This window comes from Dinoroseobacter shibae DFL 12 = DSM 16493 (genome assembly GCF_000018145.1).
In the GTDB taxonomy this organism is placed as follows: domain Bacteria; phylum Pseudomonadota; class Alphaproteobacteria; order Rhodobacterales; family Rhodobacteraceae; genus Dinoroseobacter; species Dinoroseobacter shibae.
Map to the genome: position 1 here is coordinate 2,818,935 of NC_009952.1, position 20,000 is coordinate 2,838,934.

The 20,000-nt window shown below is 67.9% G+C and carries 18 protein-coding genes; 13 read left to right on the plus strand and 5 right to left on the minus strand.

The genetic code is table 11. The features are described 5' to 3' along the window. Positions 1-9 precede the first annotated feature (9 nt). Together DSHI_RS13510 and pedF are read right to left on the minus strand one after the other, a co-directional pair. A complete protein-coding gene (locus DSHI_RS13510; protein ID WP_012179323.1) occupies positions 10-912 on the minus strand; it encodes a substrate-binding periplasmic protein in 903 nt (300 codons plus the stop codon). Between the two features lie 73 nt (positions 913-985). Then, entirely contained in the window at positions 986-1,660 is a 675-nt protein-coding gene (gene pedF / locus DSHI_RS13515; protein ID WP_012179324.1) for a cytochrome c-550 PedF, read from the minus strand. A gap of 312 nt (positions 1,661-1,972) precedes the next feature. Between pedF and DSHI_RS13520 the strand changes: the two genes are divergently transcribed. The 6 genes from DSHI_RS13520 to DSHI_RS13545 all read left to right on the plus strand — a co-directional run bounded on the left by DSHI_RS13520 (position 1,973) and on the right by DSHI_RS13545 (position 7,317). Continuing rightward, positions 1,973-3,133, plus strand: a complete 1,161-nt coding sequence (locus DSHI_RS13520) for an ABC transporter substrate-binding protein (protein ID WP_012179325.1) — start codon at positions 1,973-1,975, stop codon at positions 3,131-3,133. A gap of 62 nt (positions 3,134-3,195) precedes the next feature. After that, entirely contained in the window at positions 3,196-4,173 is a 978-nt protein-coding gene (locus DSHI_RS13525; RefSeq protein WP_012179326.1) for a YVTN family beta-propeller repeat protein, read from the plus strand. 106 nt (positions 4,174-4,279) lie between these two features. Further along, positions 4,280-4,726, plus strand: coding sequence for a hypothetical protein (locus tag DSHI_RS13530; protein ID WP_012179327.1), 447 nt, complete (start codon positions 4,280-4,282; stop codon positions 4,724-4,726). Positions 4,727-4,732: 6 nt separating this feature from the next. Continuing rightward, positions 4,733-5,452, plus strand: a complete 720-nt coding sequence (locus DSHI_RS13535; protein ID WP_012179328.1) for an ABC transporter ATP-binding protein — start codon at positions 4,733-4,735, stop codon at positions 5,450-5,452. 481 nt (positions 5,453-5,933) lie between these two features. Continuing rightward, positions 5,934-6,725, plus strand: coding sequence for an ABC transporter permease (locus DSHI_RS13540; RefSeq protein WP_012179329.1), 792 nt, complete (start codon positions 5,934-5,936; stop codon positions 6,723-6,725). Positions 6,726-6,771: 46 nt separating this feature from the next. Further along, complete coding sequence (locus DSHI_RS13545) at positions 6,772-7,317, plus strand: tetratricopeptide repeat protein (protein ID WP_012179330.1); 546 nt, start codon at positions 6,772-6,774, stop codon at positions 7,315-7,317. On the opposite strand, the gene DSHI_RS13550 is transcribed toward DSHI_RS13545, so the two are convergent. Further along, positions 7,257-8,009 (minus strand): ABC transporter ATP-binding protein, encoded by a 753-nt coding sequence (locus DSHI_RS13550; protein ID WP_245533011.1) that lies wholly within the window; start codon positions 8,007-8,009, stop codon positions 7,257-7,259. The two genes, DSHI_RS13545 and DSHI_RS13550, sit on opposite strands and share 61 nt — an antisense overlap. After that, positions 7,984-8,955: an ABC transporter substrate-binding protein gene (locus DSHI_RS13555; RefSeq protein ID WP_012179332.1), complete on the minus strand. Its 972-nt coding sequence runs from the start codon at positions 8,953-8,955 to the stop codon at positions 7,984-7,986. The genes DSHI_RS13550 and DSHI_RS13555 overlap by 26 nt, the downstream gene beginning before the upstream one ends. Positions 8,956-9,129: 174 nt before the next feature. On the opposite strand from DSHI_RS13555, the gene DSHI_RS13560 reads away from it, so the two are divergent. The 5 genes from DSHI_RS13560 to DSHI_RS13580 all read left to right on the plus strand — a co-directional run bounded on the left by DSHI_RS13560 (position 9,130) and on the right by DSHI_RS13580 (position 15,913). Beyond that, the gene (locus DSHI_RS13560) at positions 9,130-9,549 is read left to right on the plus strand and encodes a c-type cytochrome (RefSeq protein WP_012179333.1); all 420 of its coding nucleotides are present in this window, start codon (positions 9,130-9,132) and stop codon (positions 9,547-9,549) included. A 297-nt stretch (positions 9,550-9,846) separates the two neighbouring features. Beyond that, positions 9,847-11,613: a PQQ-dependent methanol/ethanol family dehydrogenase gene (locus DSHI_RS13565; protein ID WP_012179334.1), complete on the plus strand. Its 1,767-nt coding sequence runs from the start codon at positions 9,847-9,849 to the stop codon at positions 11,611-11,613. A 357-nt stretch (positions 11,614-11,970) separates the two neighbouring features. Beyond that, positions 11,971-12,657: a response regulator transcription factor gene (locus tag DSHI_RS13570; RefSeq protein WP_012179335.1), complete on the plus strand. Its 687-nt coding sequence runs from the start codon at positions 11,971-11,973 to the stop codon at positions 12,655-12,657. Between the two features lie 54 nt (positions 12,658-12,711). Next, positions 12,712-13,911, plus strand: coding sequence for an FIST N-terminal domain-containing protein (locus DSHI_RS13575; RefSeq protein WP_012179336.1), 1,200 nt, complete (start codon positions 12,712-12,714; stop codon positions 13,909-13,911). Continuing rightward, positions 13,883-15,913, plus strand: coding sequence for a hybrid sensor histidine kinase/response regulator (locus DSHI_RS13580; protein ID WP_012179337.1), 2,031 nt, complete (start codon positions 13,883-13,885; stop codon positions 15,911-15,913). Before DSHI_RS13575 ends, DSHI_RS13580 begins: the two co-directional genes overlap by 29 nt. On the opposite strand, the gene DSHI_RS13585 is transcribed toward DSHI_RS13580, so the two are convergent. After that, on the minus strand, positions 15,910-16,635 hold the full coding sequence (locus DSHI_RS13585; RefSeq protein ID WP_245533012.1) for an arylesterase: 726 nt from the start codon (positions 16,633-16,635) through the stop codon (positions 15,910-15,912). The two genes, DSHI_RS13580 and DSHI_RS13585, sit on opposite strands and share 4 nt — an antisense overlap. Between DSHI_RS13585 and DSHI_RS13590 the strand changes: the two genes are divergently transcribed. Both DSHI_RS13590 and DSHI_RS13595 read left to right on the plus strand, forming a co-directional pair. Then, the gene (locus tag DSHI_RS13590; RefSeq protein ID WP_012179339.1) at positions 16,634-17,338 is read left to right on the plus strand and encodes an ABC transporter ATP-binding protein; all 705 of its coding nucleotides are present in this window, start codon (positions 16,634-16,636) and stop codon (positions 17,336-17,338) included. The two genes, DSHI_RS13585 and DSHI_RS13590, sit on opposite strands and share 2 nt — an antisense overlap. Further along, entirely contained in the window at positions 17,335-19,863 is a 2,529-nt protein-coding gene (locus tag DSHI_RS13595; protein WP_012179340.1) for an ABC transporter permease, read from the plus strand. The genes DSHI_RS13590 and DSHI_RS13595 overlap by 4 nt, the downstream gene beginning before the upstream one ends. Positions 19,864-20,000 lie beyond the last annotated feature (137 nt).

Consider the following 20,000-nt stretch of genomic DNA (forward strand, 5'->3'; position numbering starts at 1 on the left):
TCGCAGATTTCAACGCTCCGGCGGCCGGAATTGCAGGCCGTAGTCGGCGAAGATCTGCTCTATGCGCCCGTCCTCCAGGGCATAGCGCACCGCGTCATCGACCCAATAGGCCAGCGGGCGATAGGCGAAATTGATGCCCAGCCCGATGGTCCACTCGCCGCGCGCGAAGCCCGGCAAAGGCGGCTGGTGGACGCCGATCCGCTCCGTCGCCCCATGCTCCAGCTGCGCAAGCGGGCCCATCGCCGCCTTGACCTCGCCCGCATCGAGCGCTGCCATCGCCTCCTCCATGGTGGTAAAGCGGCGGATGTTGTTCAGAAGCTGCCCCCCGGCCATGGACGACAGGTAGAAATCCGCGATCGAGTCGTTCTCCACCGCCACGGTGTCGAACCGGAAATAGGCCGGCACCGGCTTTTCCTCGGGATAGCTCGCCTTGTCATAGGCGATGGCGATGCTCTCCTTGTAATACTGCCCGGTGAAGACGACCTGCTCGACCCGGCAGGTGAAGGCACTGTCATAGGGCACGCGCATCATGATGTTGGACACCGCCCCGCCGATGATCGGGCCGCGCCAGACATTGTTGCGCAGGTCCGCATCCAGCGTCTCGCCCGCGGCCACGAAGTTGAACCGCGGCTCCACCCCGATATCCTCGGCGATCAGCTTGCCGATCTCGATATCGATCCCCCGGGGCGTGTTGCCCTCTTTCCACGAATAGGGCGGAAAATCCTCGTAAACGGCGATGGTGACGAAGCCCCGCTCCTGGATCGTGTCCAGGTCCTGACCGACGATGTCGCGGCCGACATTCTGGGGCTTGGGTTGCGGAACCCAATCGGCGCACCGGTCGGCATGGGCCGGTGCGCTCAGGGTAATCGTCGACATGATGGCAGCAGCAATCCAGACGGAAATGCGGACCATTCTTCCTCCCATGGTATTGGATCGGCGCGCTTTTTTATGTTGTTCGGCGCGCGCCGAAACGTGGCTGAGCCGATTATTGCGCGGCAGACAGGCCGACCGTCAAGGTCTCTGCGGCGGACTTGTAGCTTTCCGGCGATCCCGCCAGCTGGGCCGCGGCCCGCCAGGCCACGCTGTCGGCCAGCGGCGCGCCGCTTTCGGTGTAAACCTCAGCGGCGATCGCTTCGAGCTCGGCCTTCAGCGCCGCCTCGTCGCCGACATCCCCCGCGATGAGCTGGTCCCGGATCTCCTTCAGGCGGTCCTGGTGGTCATCCAGCGCGCCCTCGCCCGGCCGCGTCTCGATATAGAGCCGGATCGCCCAGGCCGCCTTCTGGCCCAGCAGGTCGCCGAAAGCCGGCATCTTGGTGATCCCGTTCTGGGTGTAGCCATAGATGTAGCGCTCCATGTACCACTCGTCGCCATACTCCTCGGCCTCCAGGTACCGCAGGTCCGGCGCCAACCCGCCAGACACCGCGCCCAGCCCGTGGCAGCGCGCGCAGTTCTGGTTGTAGCCCGACGCCCCGATATCGATGGCGGTCTTCCAAAGCTCCGGCTCCAGGTCCCGGTAGGGGTTCTCGGTCAGCCACTCTTCACCGACCTCCGGCAGGACGTCCGTATCGACCGGCTGTGGCGAGACATCGCCATGGGCATGGGCCATCGTGGCGGCAAGAACGGCGGCGAAGGCCAGTTGTGTTGTCGTCTTCAGGTCCATTTTCCTCAGCTCCCACGAAGGTTGTTTGATATGTTCGCCCCGCTTTTAACCGAGAGCGTGCAGCCGCAGAATTGGACTTTGGTTCAACAGACCTTCGTGCAGCAAGGGCATGATGCCGCGGCAGGGCCCATCCCCGCGCACCCGACCGTTAACCCCTGAAAACAAGCGTCTAATCCGGTGCACCGCCCGCGCTCATCGCCGAGGCCCGGTCGACCCGGCACCGCCCCGGTCGGCGGCACGCATCCTCATACCTTGGTCGCATTTTACTCCGCAGAGCGTTGTTCGTACCGTCCGGTCAAAAGGGAGGATCACATGCATCGCATACCGTTGGGCCTTTGTGCCGCGGCCCTGTTGGCAGGCCCTGCCGCCGCCGTGGAGCTGTCCGTTCACTACCTGCGCCAAGACGTCCCCCTTCCGCCGACCCTGTCCAATCTCGACCCCCAGCCCGAGGATCTCGGCATGGCCGGAGCCCGCGTCGGGCTGGACGACAATACCACCACCGGCAAGTTCCTGGGCCATACCTACACGCTCGAGATCACCGAGGTGGCCGAGGGCGAGGACCTGCTGGCCGCGGCCCGCGCGGCCCTGGCCGAAACCCCCTACCTGCTGGTGGACGCCCCGGCGGCGGACCTGCTGGCCATCGCCGACATGCCAGAGGCGGCCGAGGCGCTGATCTTCAACGTCGCCGCCGCGGACGTGGCCCTGCGCGACGCCGAGTGCCGCGCCAACGTGCTGCACACCCTGCCCTCGGATGCCATGCGCACCGATGCCTTGGCGCAGCTTCTGGTGCTCAAACGCTGGGACGACCTGGTGCTGATCTCCGGCACCTACCCGGTGGACGTGGCCTATGCGGATGCGCTCCGCAAATCCCTGCGCAAGTTCGGCCTGTCCCTCGAGGCCGAAAAAACCTGGGCCTTCGATGCCGACATGCGCCGCAACGCGTCGCAGGAAGTGCCCCTCTTCACCCAGGATTTCGGCGATTACGACGCCCTGCTGGTGGCCGACGAGGTCGAGGATTTCGGCCGCTACATCCTCTACAACACCTGGCAGCCCCGCCCGGTCGCCGGCTCCGAGGGGCTCAGCCCCCGCACCTGGTCGCCGGTGGTCGAACAATGGGGCGCGGCCCAGCTCCAGTCCCGCTTCACCGACACGATCGGGCGCGACATGGAGTCGAAGGACTACGCCGCCTGGGCGGCCATGCGCAGCCTGGGCGAGGCGGTCGTGCGCACCTCCGCCGCCGATCTGCCCACCCTGCGCAGCTACATCCTCGGCGACACGTTCGAGCTGGCGGGCTTCAAGGGCCGCCCGCTGACCTTCCGCCCCTGGAACGGCCAGCTGCGCCAACCGATCCCGATCGTCCACCCCCGCGCCCTGGTCGCCCAGGCCCCGCTGGAGGGTTTCCTGCACCAGCGTACCGAGCTTGACACGCTCGGCCTCGACGAGCCCGAAAGCGCCTGCACCGCCTTCGACTGACCCGTCCCGCCCGTTCCCCGGGGCCAACGCGCCCCCCAACCATCCAGAGCCGGAGCCACACCATGAGACCGACCCTGACCGCCGCCGCCACCACCGCCCTGCTGCTGGGCACCACCGCCGCCCTCGCCTCGGGCGAGATCTGGGTGACCAACGAAAAGGACGACACGATCAGCGTGATCGACATCGCCACCCTCGAAGTGGTCCGCACCATCGAGACCGGCGAGCGCCCGCGCGGCATCACCTTCTCCAAGGACTACTCCCGCGTCTATATCTGTGCCTCCGACAGCGACACGGTGCAGGTGATGGACCCGGTCACCGGCGAGATCCTGCACGACCTGCCCTCGGGCGAAGACCCCGAGCAGTTCGTCCTGCACCCCAACGACCGCCACCTCTACATCGCCAACGAGGATGACGCGATCACCACCGTGGTGGATACCGAGTCCCGCCAGGTCATCGCCCAGATCGATGTCGGGATCGAACCCGAGGGCATGGCCGTCTCTCCGGACGGCAAGATCGCCATCACCACCTCCGAGACCACCAACATGGCGCACTGGATCGACACCGAGACCCAGACGCTCTTCGCCAACACCCTGGTGGACAGCCGCCCGCGCCACGCGGAATTCATCAAGGACGGGACCGAGCTCTGGGTCAGCGCCGAAATCGGTGGCACGATCTCGGTGTTCAACGTCGAAGACCAGAGCGAGATCACCAAGATCTCCTTCGAGGTCGATGGCGTCCACCCCGACCGGGTGCAGCCCGTGGGGTTTGAATTCACTGAAGGCGAAACCCACGCCTATGTGGCACTCGGGCCGTCGAACCACGTCGCGGTGGTGAACGCCGAAACCTACGAGGTGGAGGACTACATCCTCGTGGGCCGCCGGGTCTGGCACATGGATTTCTCGCCCGACCGCTCGCTGGTCTTCACCACCAATGGGGTGTCCGGCGACGTGACCGTGATCGACGTGGCCAAGCGCGAGGCGATCAAGTCGATCAAGGTCGGCCGGTTCCCCTGGGGGGCCGCCATGCGTCCCACCGAATAGATCTGCATCCTCAGGGCGGGACTTCCCCGCCTTCCCCCCCAAAAAAACCTTTCCCGCGCCGGGGTGAACCCCGGCCTACCCGTGACTCAAACTTGATGGAGACCCCATGAAACACCTCATCTTCCCCCTCGTCGCCGCCCTCGCCCTGCCCGCCGCAAGCTTCGCCGACGGCGCGCCGCGCAGCGACTGGGGCCGCGCGGGCATCCTGTCCTCGGCCAACAAGGCCGACCTGCCCCCGATCATGCTCAGCTCCGGCACGCCGCTCTCCGAAGCCCCGTGGGTGCTGACATCCGGCACCTATTACGAGTTCGAGATCCAGGGCGACGGCTCGGCCGAGCTTGCCCTGGAAGGGGCCGAGTTCTTCCGCGCGATCTGGATCGACGAAATCGTGGTCAACGACCTCGAGATTCGCCCCCTCGGCGTCAACTCCATCGAGTTCGACGATGCGGGCGAGATGGAAATCGGGTTTGTCGCCATCAAGCCGGGCAGCTACTATCTGCGTATCCCAGGCTCCACCGGAGAGACCCAGCGCCTTGAAATCACCATCGAATAGACGCGCGTGACGGGCCTGTCCGTCCGCAACCTGAGCTTCTCCTACGGCTCCAGGCGCGCCCTGTCGGATGTCAGCTTCGACATCCCGCAAGGCGCGTTCTGCGCCTTGCTCGGCCCCAATGGCGCGGGCAAGTCCACGCTCTTCGGGCTGCTCACCCGGCTTTTCACCAGCCCCGAAGGCACCATCACCGTGGCCGGGCATGAGCTGCGCAAGACGCCCCGCGCGGCCCTTGCCGAGATCGGCGTGGTGTTCCAGCAATCCACCCTGGACGTGTCGCTCTCGGTGGAGCGGAACCTGAAATACTTCGCCGCCCTGCACGGGCTGGCCGGGGCCGAGGCCGCCCGCCGGATCGACGCCGCGCTCGACCGGCTCGACATGGCCGAGCGGCGGCGGGAGACCGTGCGCGACCTCAATGGCGGCCACCGCCGCCGGACCGAGATCGCCCGCGCCCTGATCCATTCACCCTCGGTGCTGCTGCTCGACGAGCCGACCGTGGGGCTCGATGCGGCCTCCCGCGCCGCGATCACCGCCCATGTCCACGATCTGGCCGCGGAGACCGGGCTGACCGTGCTCTGGGCCACCCACCTCACGGACGAGATCCGCGATACCGACCAGCTGCTGATCCTGCACAAGGGCGAGATCCGCGCCGACGGGACCGCCGCCGAGATCCGCGGCAACACCCCGCTCACCGAGCATTTCCTCCGCGTCACGGCGCAGCCCGCATGACCGCCCGCCGCCCCCCTGCGCCCCCGCCCGACATCCGGCGCCGACAAGCGGTTTCGAAACCGCTTGACCCCGCCCGGTCGCACCCGGAGGGCCCGGACTGCGCGCCGGATCGCGGGTCGCAGCGCCGCGCCCTCTTCCGGTTGCCAGACAGCCCGCCGCCACGGCCGCCTCGCGCCTGCGCCGGACGCACGCGCCACCAAGCGGTTTCGAAACCGCTTGCGCGCCCTGGCCCCCAGCGGCCGAAGATCGCGGCCACCGCGCGCGCACCGCACCCCCGAGGGGCGCGCTGTCCCGCCGCGCGCGCCCCGCGCCCGATCCGCATCGCAAGCTGTGGGCGTGCCTGTCGCGGCGTCCGTCCCCGGCCCCCGCGCCCGGATTGTCAGACAATGTGCCCGACACTTGCCCGACACTTGCCCGACACCTGCCCGACGCCGATCCGACCGGGTCTGGCGCGCCTTTTCGACGGTCGGAGCACGCGCCCATGAGCCCCTATCTGATCGCCCTTTTCGCCATCGTCGAGCGCGAAGCCTTCCGCTTTTTGCAACAGCGCGAGCGCTTCGTCGCGGCCCTCGTGCGCCCCCTCGTCTGGCTGCTGGTCTTCGCCGCGGGCTTCCGCGCGGCCCTGGGACTCAGCATCATCCCGCCCTACCAGACCTACATCACCTACGAGGTCTACATCGTGCCCGGCCTGTGCGGAATGATATTGCTTTTCAATGGGATGCAGTCGTCGCTCAGCCTCGTCTACGACCGGGAGATGGGCTCCATGCGCCTCCTGCTGACCTCGCCCCTGCCGCGCTGGTGGCTCCTGTTCTGCAAGCTCACGGGCGGCACCCTGATCTCCATCGCCCAGGCCTATGCGTTTCTCGCCATCGCCGCGCTTTTCGGCATCCAGATGCCCTGGCACGGCTACCTGCTGGCCTTTCCCGCGCTGCTCGTGGCGGGCCTGATGCTCGGCGCGCTCGGGCTGGCATTGTCGAGCTTTATCAAGCAGTTGGAGAATTTCGCCGGGGTGATGAACTTCGTGATCTTCCCGATGTTCTTCCTCTCCTCCGCGCTCTATCCGCTGTGGAAAATGGCCGAAAGTTCCGAACTTCTGCATGACATCTGCGCGCTCAATCCGTTCACCCACGGGGTCGAGCTGATCCGCTTCGCGCTCTACGGCGAGCTGAACCTGCCCGCCCTGGGCTGGACCACGCTGGCCTGCGCGGGGTTCATGGCGCTGGCGCTCTGGGGCTACGACCCGGCCCGCGGCATGATCAAGCGCAAGGGATGACCGAAGCCCCGGCCCCTGCTATCATGGCCCGAACCCTGGAGGCGCCATGCGTACCATACCCCTGATTCTCTGTGCCTTTCTGGCCGGCCCCGCGCTGGCCGACGAAGCGGAGGTCGATCCCGGCGGCACCCTGAACCCCGACGAGATGACCTGGCAATCCATGCTGGACCGCGCCGACCGGGGCGAGACCGACATGGTGCTCTGCGCCTCGGGCTACATGCTCACGAAGTCCGGCGACCACGAGAACGCGCGCAAGATTTTCGAGAATTGCGCCGAGGCCGGCTATACCGGGGCGATGACCTGGATGAGCCAGCTCGACGACAACGGCCTCGGGGCCGACGAGAACCCGGATGCCGCCGCCGAGTGGAACCGCCGCGCCGCCGAGGCCGGGGATGCGGTCGGAAAACTCAACCATGGCATAGACTTGCTGCGCGGACGCGGGATCGCCAAGGATCCGATCAAGGGCCGCCGGATGGTGGACGAGGCCGCGGCCGAGGGCATCGTCGCCGCCCAGCGCCTGCGCGGCGCGGGCTATGATCTGGACGAGGTCACTCCCGACGCCGACAACTGGAAATACGCGCCCTTGTTCTGACGCTCCGCGCCCAGGGTCGCGGGGCTGCCGGTCAGGGCCACGATGCGCGAGGCGAGCATCTCCGCCTCCCGTTCCACATGGGTGACGAGGATCGTGGCCAGCCCCCGCGCCGCCCGAAGCCGGGCAAAGAGCACCATCATGTCCTCGGCCAGGTCCGGGTCGAGCGACACGAAAGGCTCGTCCATCAGCAGCACATCCGGGTCCGACCCGAAGGCCCGCGCCAGCGACAGCCGCCGCTGCTGGCCCAGGGACATCTGGGTCGGGTACTGTTTTTCCTGGGCCGAAAGTCCGACCTCGGCCAGCGCGCGCCGCGCGGCCTCGACCCCCAGCCCGGTGGACAGCCGGACATTGTCCAGCGCCGACCGCCAGGGCAGCAGCGTCGGTTCCTGGAACACCATGGCCAGCCGCGGCGGCGTGGTCAGCCGACCGCGATAGCGCGACTCGAGCCCCGCGATGATCCGCAGCAGGGTGGATTTGCCGACCCCGGACGGCCCGGTGATGGCCAGGGTCTCCCCCGCGCGCACCTCCAGCGTCAGCGGCCCGAGGATCGGCGCGCCGGGCTCAAAGCCCATCTCCTGCAACTCGAGCCGGACAAGGGGCGCGCGCGGCTCGGCTTGCGCCCCCGCCGCGGTGCTGGCGTCGGTAGCCACCCGCAGGGGCCGCCGATCAGCTTCCGGGCTGGACAAAGACACCCTCGGGCAACTCCGTGGCCGCGCCGAGCAGCTCTTCGCCCCCCAGTTCGGCCATCAGCTTGAGCATCCGGTTGGCCGCATCCTCGTCCACCGGACCCGGCGCCGGGATACCCGCGCGGAAGCCCGCCTTCAGGGCTTCGAATTCCGCATCGGTGTTGGCATTCATCCGGTCGCGCAGACGGTCCCATTCGGCGTCGTCGGAGGCCAACAGATCCTTGGCACTGCGCGACGCCGCCGCCAGGCCGCGCACGATTTCGGGGTGCTGGGCCAGCATCTCGCCGGTCAGCACGTAGCCCAGCAGCGGGGTCTCACTGTCCAGCCCGAGGGATTCCGCGGCATCGGTGACGCTGACCACCTGGCGCATGCCGGAGGCCCCCATCTTGGCCATGAAATGCCAGTAGTTGATCGCCCCGTCCAACTCCCCCTGCAGCGCGGTCTTGAAGATCAGCGGCGGCGCGCCGTAGACCTGCTCTGTCCCGGTCTTGAGATCGAGCCCATGGGCCTGCTTCGCGTAGGCCTGCAGGATCAGCCAGCTCTTGTCGAGCGGCCCGCCCGCGATGCCGATCTTGCCCCCTTCGAGGTCAGCGAGCGACTGCACAGGGCTGTCTTCGGACACCATCACGCCGCCCACGGCCTTGGAGTAGGGCAGGAACACGTAGTCCTTGCCCGCGGCACGCTGCCGCGCCACCCAGAGCCAGTCCGACACGATCACGTCGGTCTCGCCGCCCTGGAATGCGACCTGGGCCGCGGACCCGCCGGCCACGCCGGTGACCTGCAACTCGAAGCCGTTGGCCGCATCGAACCCGTGATGCTTGATGGTGTCGAGTTCCCAGTTGACGGTGCCGAATTTCAGCACCTGTGCCCGCAGGACGGGTGTTTCGGCCAATGCGGCCACGGTGGTAATCGCAAGGGCCGCGACCCCGGCGCACAGCTTGGTCATGAACATGATGATCCCTCCCGGATTTGCCACACTCTACCAAGGCGCGCAGGGGGTGAAATACGACCAAAGCGTCATCCCGAATACGACCAAAGCGTCATTCAAAGGGTGCCGTGATTTGACATACCTCATTCTTCGAAGCGGGGCTCCGGCTTAGGCTTCCCGCAAGCAATGGAGGACGACATGACCCGAATACTCACCGCCGCAGCCCTGGGCCTGACGATGCTGGCACCGGCTGCGCAGGCAGGTCCGGCAACATTCGAACAAGTCAAGATCGACGCGGGCGCGGCGCTCTACGAGGCCGAGTGCCGCCGCTGCCATGCCCCGGACAGCGACCATGAAAGCTATGGTCCCCCGCTGAACAATATCGTGGGGCGCGCGGCCGGGATCGTCGAGGATTACGACTATTCCATCGCGCTCGAAGCCTCGGGCATCGTCTGGACCCCGGCCGCCCTGCGCGCCTGGATGGAAGACAATGACGGCTTCATGCCCGGCACCAAGATGCGCCATGTGGGCATCGAGGACCGCACCGTGCAGGATTTCATCATCGCCTATCTGACCAGCATCTCCGATGTCGAGATGAACCAGTCGCTGGACAAGTAGCCCCGACATCCTGTCCGATCTCGCACGCGGCGGCCCCTGGGTCGCCGTTTTGCGTGTTAGGGGTGGGAATTTGCCGGCACAAGGCGCGCCGGGCGCGACCCAGCCCTGCGACTTTGGTCGGCAGAAACGGGTCCGGAGGAGCATGATCCGCTTGTATGGGGACCCAAAGATGCATCTAAAATACGGGTTACGACTATTGTGCAATAGGTGCGCGTGCGGATTCTGGGGGACAAACGGCCCAGAGGAGTCCCCGCTGCTCGGGGATCTTAGGGACAGTAACACCATGGAGGAAACCGCATGAATCGGTTTATTGCCGCTGTAACCGCTGCCGTTGTCGCGACAGGCGCGGCCTACGCAGAAGGCATCACGGAACAAGACCTGGCCAATGACCAGGCGGATACGAGTCGCGTGCTGACCAACGGCATGGGCCGCCACCTGCAGCGCTACTCGCCGCTCGAGACGCTCAACAAGGACAACGTGGAAAACCTGGTTCCGGCCTGGGCCTTCAGCCTCGGCGGGGAAAAGCAGCGCGGACAGGAAACTCAGCCGCTCATCTATGACGGGATCATGTACATCACCGGCTCCTACAGCCGCGTCTATGCGATCGACGTCGAGACCGGCAAGGAGATCTGGCAGTACGACGCGCGTCTGCCCGAAGGCATCCTGCCCTGCTGTGACGTGATCAACCGCGGCGGCGCCATCTATGGCGACAAGTTCTACTTCGGCACGCTCGATGCCCGCATCGTGGCGCTCGACCTGAAGACCGGCGACGTGGTCTGGCGCAAGAAGATCGACGATTACAAGGCGGGCTATTCCTACACGGCCGCCCCGCTGATCGTGAACGGCCTCGTGGTCACCGGCAACTCCGGCGGCGAGTTCGGCATCGTCGGCGCGGTCGAAGCCCGCGACGCGGAAACCGGCGAGCTGGTCTGGAAGCGTCCGGTGATCGAAGGTCACATGGGAGAGTTGAACGGCGAGCCGTCCACCATGACCGGCACGCTGAACGCGACCTGGCCGGGCGACATGTGGAAAACCGGCGGCGGGGCGACCTGGCTCGGCGGCTCCTATGACGCGCGCACCGACACGCTGATCTTCGGCACGGGCAACCCAGCGCCCTGGAACAGCCACCTGCGCGGTGCGGGCAAGCCGTCCGAGGACGGAATGGGCGACAACCTCTATGCCGCCTCGCGTCTCGGGATCGATCCGGCCACCGGCGAGATCAAGTGGCATTTCCAGACCACCCCCCGGGAAGGCTGGGACTTCGACGGCGTGAACGAAGTCGTCGCCTATGACGACCGCGAGGGCAACCCGCGCCTGGCAACCGCCGACCGCAACGGCTTCTTCTACGTGCTGGATGCCGCGGATGGCAGCTTCGTGTCGGGCATGCCCTTCGTGGAGCAGATCAGCTGGGCCTCGGGCCTCGACGAGAACGGGCGTCCGATCTTCGTGGAGGAAAACCGTCCGGGCGATCCGGCCGAGGCCGCCGACGGCAAGAAGGGGGAGACGGTCTTCGCGGTTCCGGGCTTCCTGGGCGGCAAGAACTGGATGCCCATGGCCTACAGCCAGCGCACCGGCAACTTCTACGTGCCCGCCAACGAATGGGGCATGGATATCTGGAACGAGCCGATCACCTACAAGAAAGGGGCCGCCTATCTGGGCTCCGGCTTTACCATCAAGCCGCTCTTCGAGGACCATATCGGCGCGATCAAGGCGATCGACCCGGACACGATGGAAACCAAGTGGGTCTACAAGAACGACGCACCGCTCTGGAGCGGCGTGATGACCACGGCCGGTGGCCTGGTGTTCTTCGGCACCCCGGAGGGCGAGTTCATCGCGCTCGACGACGAGACCGGCGAGAAGCTCTGGTCCTTCCAGACCGGCTCCGGCATCGTCGGCCAGCCCATCACCTGGGAACAGGATGGGGAGCAGTATGTCTCGGTCATCTCCGGCTGGGGCGGCGCGGTTCCGCTCTGGGGCGGCGAAGTGGCCAAGAAGGTCAACTACCTCAACCAGGGGGGGATGCTCTGGACCTTCCGCCTGCCCAAGCAGTACGCGGCCAACTAAGGCAACCTGCCACTGCAACTCACGCGACGCGCGCCCCATCCGGGCGCGCGTTTTGCGTTCGACCGGAGCCCGGGCGCAGGCGGGCAGCACCGCGGACCAAGCGGTTTCGAAACCGCTTGACCCGCCCCGCGTCGGCATCTGCGCCCGGCCCGGGGAGGGGGCCAAGCGGGCGCGCGCCCGCTTACGCGTTTTCGAAAACGCGTGCCCGCGCCAGGCCCCGCCGGATTGCATCGAAACCCGGTCCATGAGACCAATGGCTTGGTTTCCAGCACAGGTTTTTCACCTATGCTCGACCCACTCGAGAACGCGCACCAGACGCGGGGGCGCGGCACATACCGCAGGGAGACACACGGGCACATGACCTCGCCAGTCGCATTCCGAAGCGCGATGATCGTGGACGATCATCCCCTCTTTCTCGATGCGCTCTCCATGACCTTGCGAACGGTCTCCGACATCGACGAGATCGCGACTGCGGACACGATGGAATCCGCTCTGTCCCAACTGGATGGCGCCACACCGGATGTGATCGTGCTCGACCTGAACCTGCCGGACGTGAACGGGCTCGACGGGTTGATCCGGCTCAAGACCGCTGTCCCCTCCACCCCGGTGGTGGTCGTCTCGTCCATGGCCGACAACCGGATGATCACCTCGACCCTGCGCGTGGGCGCCTCGGGCTTCGTGCCCAAGCACTCCAAGCGCGAAGTCTTCCGCGAAGCCTTCGACGCGATCCAGAACGGCACGGTCTTCACCCCCGAGAACTACGTGCCCAACACCGATGCCGACAGCCCCCAGAACAACGCCGAGGAAGCGCTCGCACGGCTCGGCCTGCTGACCAAGCAGCAGGCCCGCATCCTGCAGCTGATCTGCGCCGGCAAGCTGAACAAGCAGATCGCCTATGACCTGTCCATCGCCGAGACGACCGTGAAGGCCCATGTCACCGCGATCATGCGCAAGCTGGGGGTCCAGAGCCGGACGCAGGCGGTTTTGATTGCACAGGAGGCGAATTTCGCCAATTTTGTGGCGAGCGACAATACGTTGGCCTGATACGGGGCGACGACGAGGGCCGCACCGAAGACGGCCCATGGGAGGGGACCACAGATGCTCAGCTCGCCGGAGACCGCGGCGCAGCCCGTCGTGCAGGCCAGCGTGCTCTGCACGGACCCGGATCCGGTGGACACGCTCTGCGCGGCCCTCGGCGCCGAGCCTCTCGCCCTCGTCATCCTGTTCGTCAGCCCCTCCACCGATTTCGGCGAGGTGATCCGGGCCGCCAGCGCGCGGTTCGGCGAGACCCCCGTGCTGGCCTGCACCACCGCGGGCGAGATTTCGGCCCAGGGGTACACCGAGGACGAGATCGTCGCGGTCGGCCTGCCATCGCGGCATTTCGCCATCGAGACCATGCTGATCGACACGCTCGAAGAGATCGACTCCCAGGAATTGATCGGGCGCACGATCCGGCGGCGGCAATCGCTGATGCGGCTTGCACCCGACTGGCAGAACGAGTTCGCCTTCCTGATGATCGACGGGCTGTCGCTGAAGGAGGATGAGCTGGCCTTCGGGCTGGCCACGGGGCTCGGTCCCGTGCCGCTCTTCGGCGGGTCCGCCGGGGACGGCGCGCGGTTCGAGGAAACCTTCGTCGCGCTCAACGGCATCGCCTACCAGGACGCGGCGATCGTCACCTTCGTGCGCACCCGCTGCCCGGTGCGGGTCTTCAGCCTCGACCACCTGCGGCCCACGGACCGGCGGATGGTGGTGACCGGGGCCGACCCGAGCCGCCGCATCGTGCGCACGCTCAATGCCGCGCCCGCCGCCCGGGAATACGCCCGTATCCTGGGCAAGGATCCCGAGCAGCTCGGCCCCTTCACCTTCGCCGCCCACCCGGTGGTGGTCACCATCGGCGGCACCCACCATGTGCGCGCGATCCAGCAGGTGACCGAACAGGGCGACCTGGTGTTCTTTTCCGCCATCGACGAGGGGCTGGTGCTGACCCTGGCCGAGCCCGACCACCTGGTCGAGCATCTCGAACGGGAATTCCAGGCCCTGTCGGCCGAGGTCAAACCGGCCGCCATCATCGCCTGCGACTGCATCCTGCGGCGGCTGGAGGCCGGTCAGAAGCAGCTTCTGGGCCGCATGTCGAACACGCTGGCCGAGCATTGCGTTGTCGGCTTTTCAACCTATGGTGAACAACTGAACGCAATGCACGTGAATCATACCATGACCGGGGTGGCGATCTATCCACCGCCGCCGGAAGATGGTGAGGCCGGGAGCCTGCATGACCGACTGGCTGATCGACCCGAATGATACGCTGGAGCAGCAGAACGCCAAGCTGCGCCAGATCACCGGCGTGCTCATGCGCCGGGTCGAACAGGATACCGACCGCACCGGTGTCGCCTATCGCCAGTTCGAACGCGCCGCCCTGCTGGAGGACCAGGTCCGCCAGCGCACCGCCGACCTGGAACATGCGCTCGACCTTCTGAACGAATCCAACGCGCGGCTGGCCGAGGCCAATCGCGCCGCCGAGAGCGCGCGGGCGGACCTGTCCAGTGCGATCGAGACGATCCAGGAGGGCTTCGCGCTCTTCAACGCGCGCGACGAGCTGGTGATGTGCAACAGCCGGTTCGGAATGCACATGCTCGATCTGCAGACCGAGCTGACGCCGGGGCTGAGCTTCGCGCGCTACGTGGAGCTGGTCAGCCGCAGCAAGTACCTCGCCCTGCCCGAGGGGGTCGGCTCCGCGGACTGGGCCGCGCGACGCCTGAAACGGCACCAGGACAATCACGTGATCTTCAACGTCCGCATGGTGCGCGACCGCTGGAACAAGCGCGTCGGCACCCTGCTGGCGCTGCCGCTGAACCGGTTCCGCCTGGGCACGCAGTTCCAGTCCCTGCTGGAGCGTTTCGAGGCCGAGCTGAGCTTCGAGTCCGAGGAAAACCGTGCGAACCTCTGGCGCTGGGTGATGCGCAAGACCAATCGCAAGCCGATCAGCTTCGAGGTCAAGCGCCGGGATGGCATGATCCTCGACGTCTTCGCCCAGGAGATGCCCGACAAGGGCTTCGTGATCAGCTTCACCGACGTGACCGCCGAACGCGAAGCCACCCGCACCCTGTTCCAGGTCAACGAGTTGCTGGAACAGCGGGTGATGGAGCGCACGCTGGAGCTGGAGGATGCGCTATCCTCGGCGGAGCGGGCCAATGCCTCCAAATCGCGCTTCGTGGCCGCCGCCAGCCACGACCTGCTGCAACCGCTCTCGGCGGCCAAGCTCTATGTCTCGGCGCTGGACGGGCCGGAGACGACCGAGGCCACGCGGGAGATCGCCCACAAGGCCCACCGCGCCTTGCTCAGTGTCGAGAACATCATCGACGCCCTGCTCGACATCTCGAAACTCGAAGCCGGCATGGCCGCGCTGGAGGTGTCGTCGGTGCCGCTGAACACGGTGTTCGACGCCATCCGCGAACAATTCAGCCCGCTGGCTGCCCAGAAAGGTTTGGAATTCAAGGTGATGCCCTGTGCGGTGGTGCTGGAATCCGACCCATCCTACCTGCGCCGGATCGTGGCCAACCTGGTGTCCAACGCCATCCGCTACACCGCCGAGGGGCGGGTTCTGGTGGGGGCGCGGCGCAACGGCAATTCCATCCGGATCGAGGTCTGGGATACCGGCCCCGGCATCCCCGAGGCCAAGCAGGACATCATCTTCCAGGAGTTCGAGCGCCTCGATGCCAAGGCCAGCGCCTCCGAGGGGCTGGGGCTGGGCCTCGCCATCGTGGAGCGGGCCTGCGCGCGGCTCGGCCACCCGCTGGGCCTGTGGTCGGTGATGGGCCAGGGCTCGGGCTTCTTCGTCAACGTCGCCCGGTCGATGCAACCGCACCTGACCCTGAACACCGGCCTGACCAAGATGAGCAGCGCGGGCCTTCAGGGCAGCGGGATGATCGTGCTGCTTGTGGAGAACGATCTCGACCTGCGCCGCGCCATGACCCTGCTGCTCGAGAAATGGGATATCAGCGTTCTGGACGTGCACGGCGCCTCCGAGGCGGTCGAGCTGCTGGACGAGATCGAGATCGCGCCGGACGCCATGCTGATCGACTACCAGCTCGACGGCGGGGAGAACGGGCTCGACCTGATCCGGCAGGTGCAGGCGCGCCATGGGGCGGTGCCCACGCGGCTGATCTCGGCCAACCGCTCGCCGGAGCTGCGGGCGCGCTGCGCGGCGCAAAACATCGAGCTGCTCAACAAGCCCATCGATGCCCGCACCCTGGAGCGGTTCCTGACCGAAGCGCTGAAATCGGCGCGCGATTTCCGCGCCTAGGGCGCGGCGCGGGCGATCAGGGCCTGCACCGAGGGGCCGAGCGCTGCGACGATCTTGGCGACCCCGGCCGCATTGGGATGGATCCCGTCGCTCTGCATGTAGTTGCGCAAGGCCGTGGCCTGGTCGTCCTCGGCGGTCAAGGCGGCCAGGAAACTCTCTTCGTGCAGTGCCCCGTATTGCGCGGCCAGCTCGGGATACATCGCGTCGAACGCGGCCTTGTAGTCGGGGCCGTAATTGCCCGGCGCCTCCAGCCCCACCAGCAGCACCGGCAACCCCCGCGCCGCCGCCCGGCTCAGGATCCCGTCGAGATTGGCGCGGCTCACCGCCGGGTCGATCCCGCGCAGCAGGTCATTGCCCCCCAGCGCCACGATCAGCGCGTCGACCTCGGGCGTCAGCGTCCAGTCCACCCGGCTCAGCCCGCCCGCGGTGGTATCGCCCGACACGCCCGCATTGATCAGCGTGACCTCCTCGCCCTGCGCCTCCAGCCAGGCCTGCAGCTGCGGCACGAACCCGTCCTGCTGCGGCAGCCCGTAGCCCTGGGTCAGGCTGTCGCCCAGGGCCGCGACCACCACCGGCTCGGCCCAGGCGGGCGCAAGGCTCAGCCACAGTGCGCTCGCGGCCGCGGCAAGTCCCGCGCCAGCCTTGCGAATGCCGCCATCCGCCCCATATCCAGACGCAACGCCCCGCAATGCCCGCATCCCCCACCGGAGACCCCTTCCCATGACCGATCCCGTTCTGTCCCTGACCGATGTGTCCCTGCGCCTGGATGGCAACGCGGGGCCGGTGGATATCCTGCATGATATCTCGCTGAAGGTCGAAACCGGGGAAACTGTGGGGCTGATCGGGCCGTCGGGGTCTGGCAAGTCGTCTCTCCTCATGGTGCTTGGCGGGTTGGAGCGTGCGTCTTCGGGGCAGGTGCTGGCGCTCGGCCATGACCTGACCCGGCTCGATGAAGACGCGCTCGCCCGGTTCCGCAGGGATCATATGGGCGTGGTGTTCCAATCCTTCCACCTCATTCCGACAATGACCGCCCTGGAAAACGTCGCCACCCCGCTGGAACTGGCCGGCGCGGCAGACGCGTTCGAACGGGCCGAGGCCGAACTGGTCGCCGTGGGGCTTGCCGACCGGGTGCATCACTACCCGTCGCAGATGTCCGGCGGCGAGCAGCAGCGCGTGGCGCTCGCCCGCGCCGCCGCCCCGCGCCCGGCGCTGCTCCTGGCCGACGAGCCCACGGGCAACCTCGATGGCAGCACCGGCGAGGCGATCATGGACCTTCTCTTCGGGTTGCGTGACCGGCACGGGGCGACCCTGGTTCTCGTGACCCATTCGCGCGAACTGGCCGCGCGCTGCGACCGGGTGGTCCGCCTGCGCGACGGCCGGATCGAGAGCGACAGCGCCACCGCCCCACGCGAGGCCGCGGAATGAACCTGGCCGTCGCGGGCCGGATCGCCCGGCGGGAATTGCGCGGCGGGGTCCGCGGGTTCCGGGTCTTCCTGTTGTGCCTGGTGCTGGGCGTGGCGGCGATTGCCGCCGTGGGCTCAGTCCGCGTGGCGATCCAGCAGGGGCTGGAGCGCGAAGGCGCGGTGATCCTTGGCGGCGATGGCCAGATGGAGTTCACCTACCGCTTCGCCGAGCCGGATGAACTGGCGTGGATGGAAGAGAACGCGCTCGAAGTCTCTGAAATCGTGGAGTTCCGCTCCATGGTCGTGGTGGACGGGCCCGAGGGACCCGAACGCGGGCTGACCCAGGTCAAGGCGGTCGACGACCTCTATCCGCTGAAGGGCGCGGTGGTGCTGGAGCCCGCGATCCCCCTGGCCGAGGCCTTGGGCGGCGAGATCCCCGGCGCGGTCATGCAGCGGGTTCTGATCGACCGGATGGGGCTGGAGATCGGCGACACCTTCCGGCTGGGCACGCAGGAGTTTCGCCTCACCGCCGCGCTGGAGCGCGAGCCGGACAGTGCCGGGGGCGGGTTCGGCCTTGGCCCCACCACCATCCTGCGCACCGAGGCGCTGGCCGAGAGCGGCCTGATCGGCCCCGGCACCCTCTACGAGACCGAGTACCGCCTCGCGCTGCCCGAGGATGCGGACCTGCAGGCGCTGGAGGAGGAGGCCGAGGCGCTCTTCCGCGACACCGGCATGCGCTGGCGCGACAGCCGCAACGCCGCGCCGGGGGTCGAACGCTTCGTCGAACGGATCGGGTCGTTTCTGGTGCTCGTCGGGCTGGCGGGGCTCGCCGTCGGCGGCGTCGGCATCTCGGCGGCGGTGCGCGCCTATCTCGACGGCAAGACCCAGGTGATCGCGACGCTCAAGACCCTTGGCGCCGAGGGGGGCACGATTTTCGCGGCCTACCTGATGCAGATCGGCATCCTGACGGCGATCGGCGTGGGCCTGGGCCTGGTGCTCGGGGCGGCGATCCCGATCGTGGCGGCCCCGCTGCTGACCGCGAACCTGCCCATGCCCGCGGCCTTCGGGCTGCATCCGGGGCCCCTGGCCGAGGCCGCGCTCTACGGGGTGCTGACGGCGCTGGTCTTCACGCTCTGGCCGCTCGCCCGGACCGAACAGGTGCGCGCGGCGGAGCTTTTCCGCGATGCGGCGGCGCCGAAATTCCACCTGCCCAGCCGCCGCTACATGGTGGCGCTGGGGCTGGCGGTCGCGGCCCTGATCGGCAGTGCCGTGGCCTTCTCGGGCATCCCGACCCTGGCGCTCGGCTCGCTCGGCGGGATCGCCGGGGCGCTTTTGCTGCTGGTGGGGGCGGCCTGGCTGGTGCGGCGCGCCGCCCGGCGGCTCGCCCGGTCGCGCATGGTGCGGGGGCGGACCGCTCTGCGCCTGGCCCTGGGGGCCGTGGGCGGACCGGGCGGCGAGACGACCTCGGTGGTCCTGTCCCTGGGCCTCGGCCTTGCGGTGCTGGCCGCCGTGGGCCAGATCGACAGCAACCTGCGCAACGTGATCGCCGAGGAACTGCCCAATGACGCGCCGAGCTACTTCTTCGTGGACATCCAGCCCGACCAGATCGGCGATTTCCTCAGCCGCACCCGGGGCGACCCGGCCGTGCGGCGGGTGGACAGCGCGCCGATGCTGCGCGGGGTGATCACCCGGATCAACGGCGAACCTGCCCGCGAGGTGGCGGGCGATCACTGGGTGCTGCGCGGCGACCGGGGCGTGACCTATGCCACCGCACCCGGGCCGGACACCCGCATCGTCGAAGGCGCATTCTGGCCCGAGGATTATGACGGCCCACCGCAGATCAGCTTCGCCGAGGAAGAGGCCCGCGAGTTGGGACTGGAACTCGGCGACCGGCTGACCGTGAACATCCTCGGGCGCGATATCGAGGGGGAGATCACGAGCTTCCGGGTCGTGGACTTTTCCACCGCCGGGATCGGGTTTGTGCTGACCATGAACCCCGCCGCCCTGCGCGGCGCGCCGCACACCTTCATCTCCACCGTCTATGCCGAGGAGGCCGCCGAAGCGCAGCTTCTGCGCGACGTGGCGGCGGACGCGCCGAACATCACCGCGATCCGGGTGCGCGACGCCATCGACCGGGTGACCGAGGCGCTCTCGGGGCTGGCGGCGGCGACAAGCTACGGCGCGGCGGCGACGCTGGTCACCGGCTTCGTGGTGCTGATCGGGGCTGCGGCGGCGGGCGAGCGGGCGCGGGTGTTCGAGGCCGCGGTGCTCAAGACCGTGGGCGCGACCCGGGGGCGGATCCTGGCGAGCTTCGCGCTGCGCTCGGCGATGCTGGGGCTGGCGGCGGGGCTGGTGGCGATCTTCGCCGGCGGGCTGGCGGGCTGGGGGGTGATGACCTTTGTGATGGAGGCGGGCTACCGGTTCGAGCCCGTCTCGGCGCTGGCCATCGTCACCGGCGGGGCGCTGGCGACCCTGCTGGCGGGGCTTGCCTTCGCCTGGCGGCCCCTGGCCACCCGCCCCGCCCGGACCCTCCGCGCCCGGGAGTAGCCCGCAAGGACCGGGGAGGGGTTGCGCCGCGCTATGCGCGTCGCCGGGGTTTCACGAGGTATTGCGCCGCGCTGACGCGCGTCGCCGGGGCGGGGGCTCCGCCCCGCCGCCATTGTCGCTCGGACCAATGGCGCGCC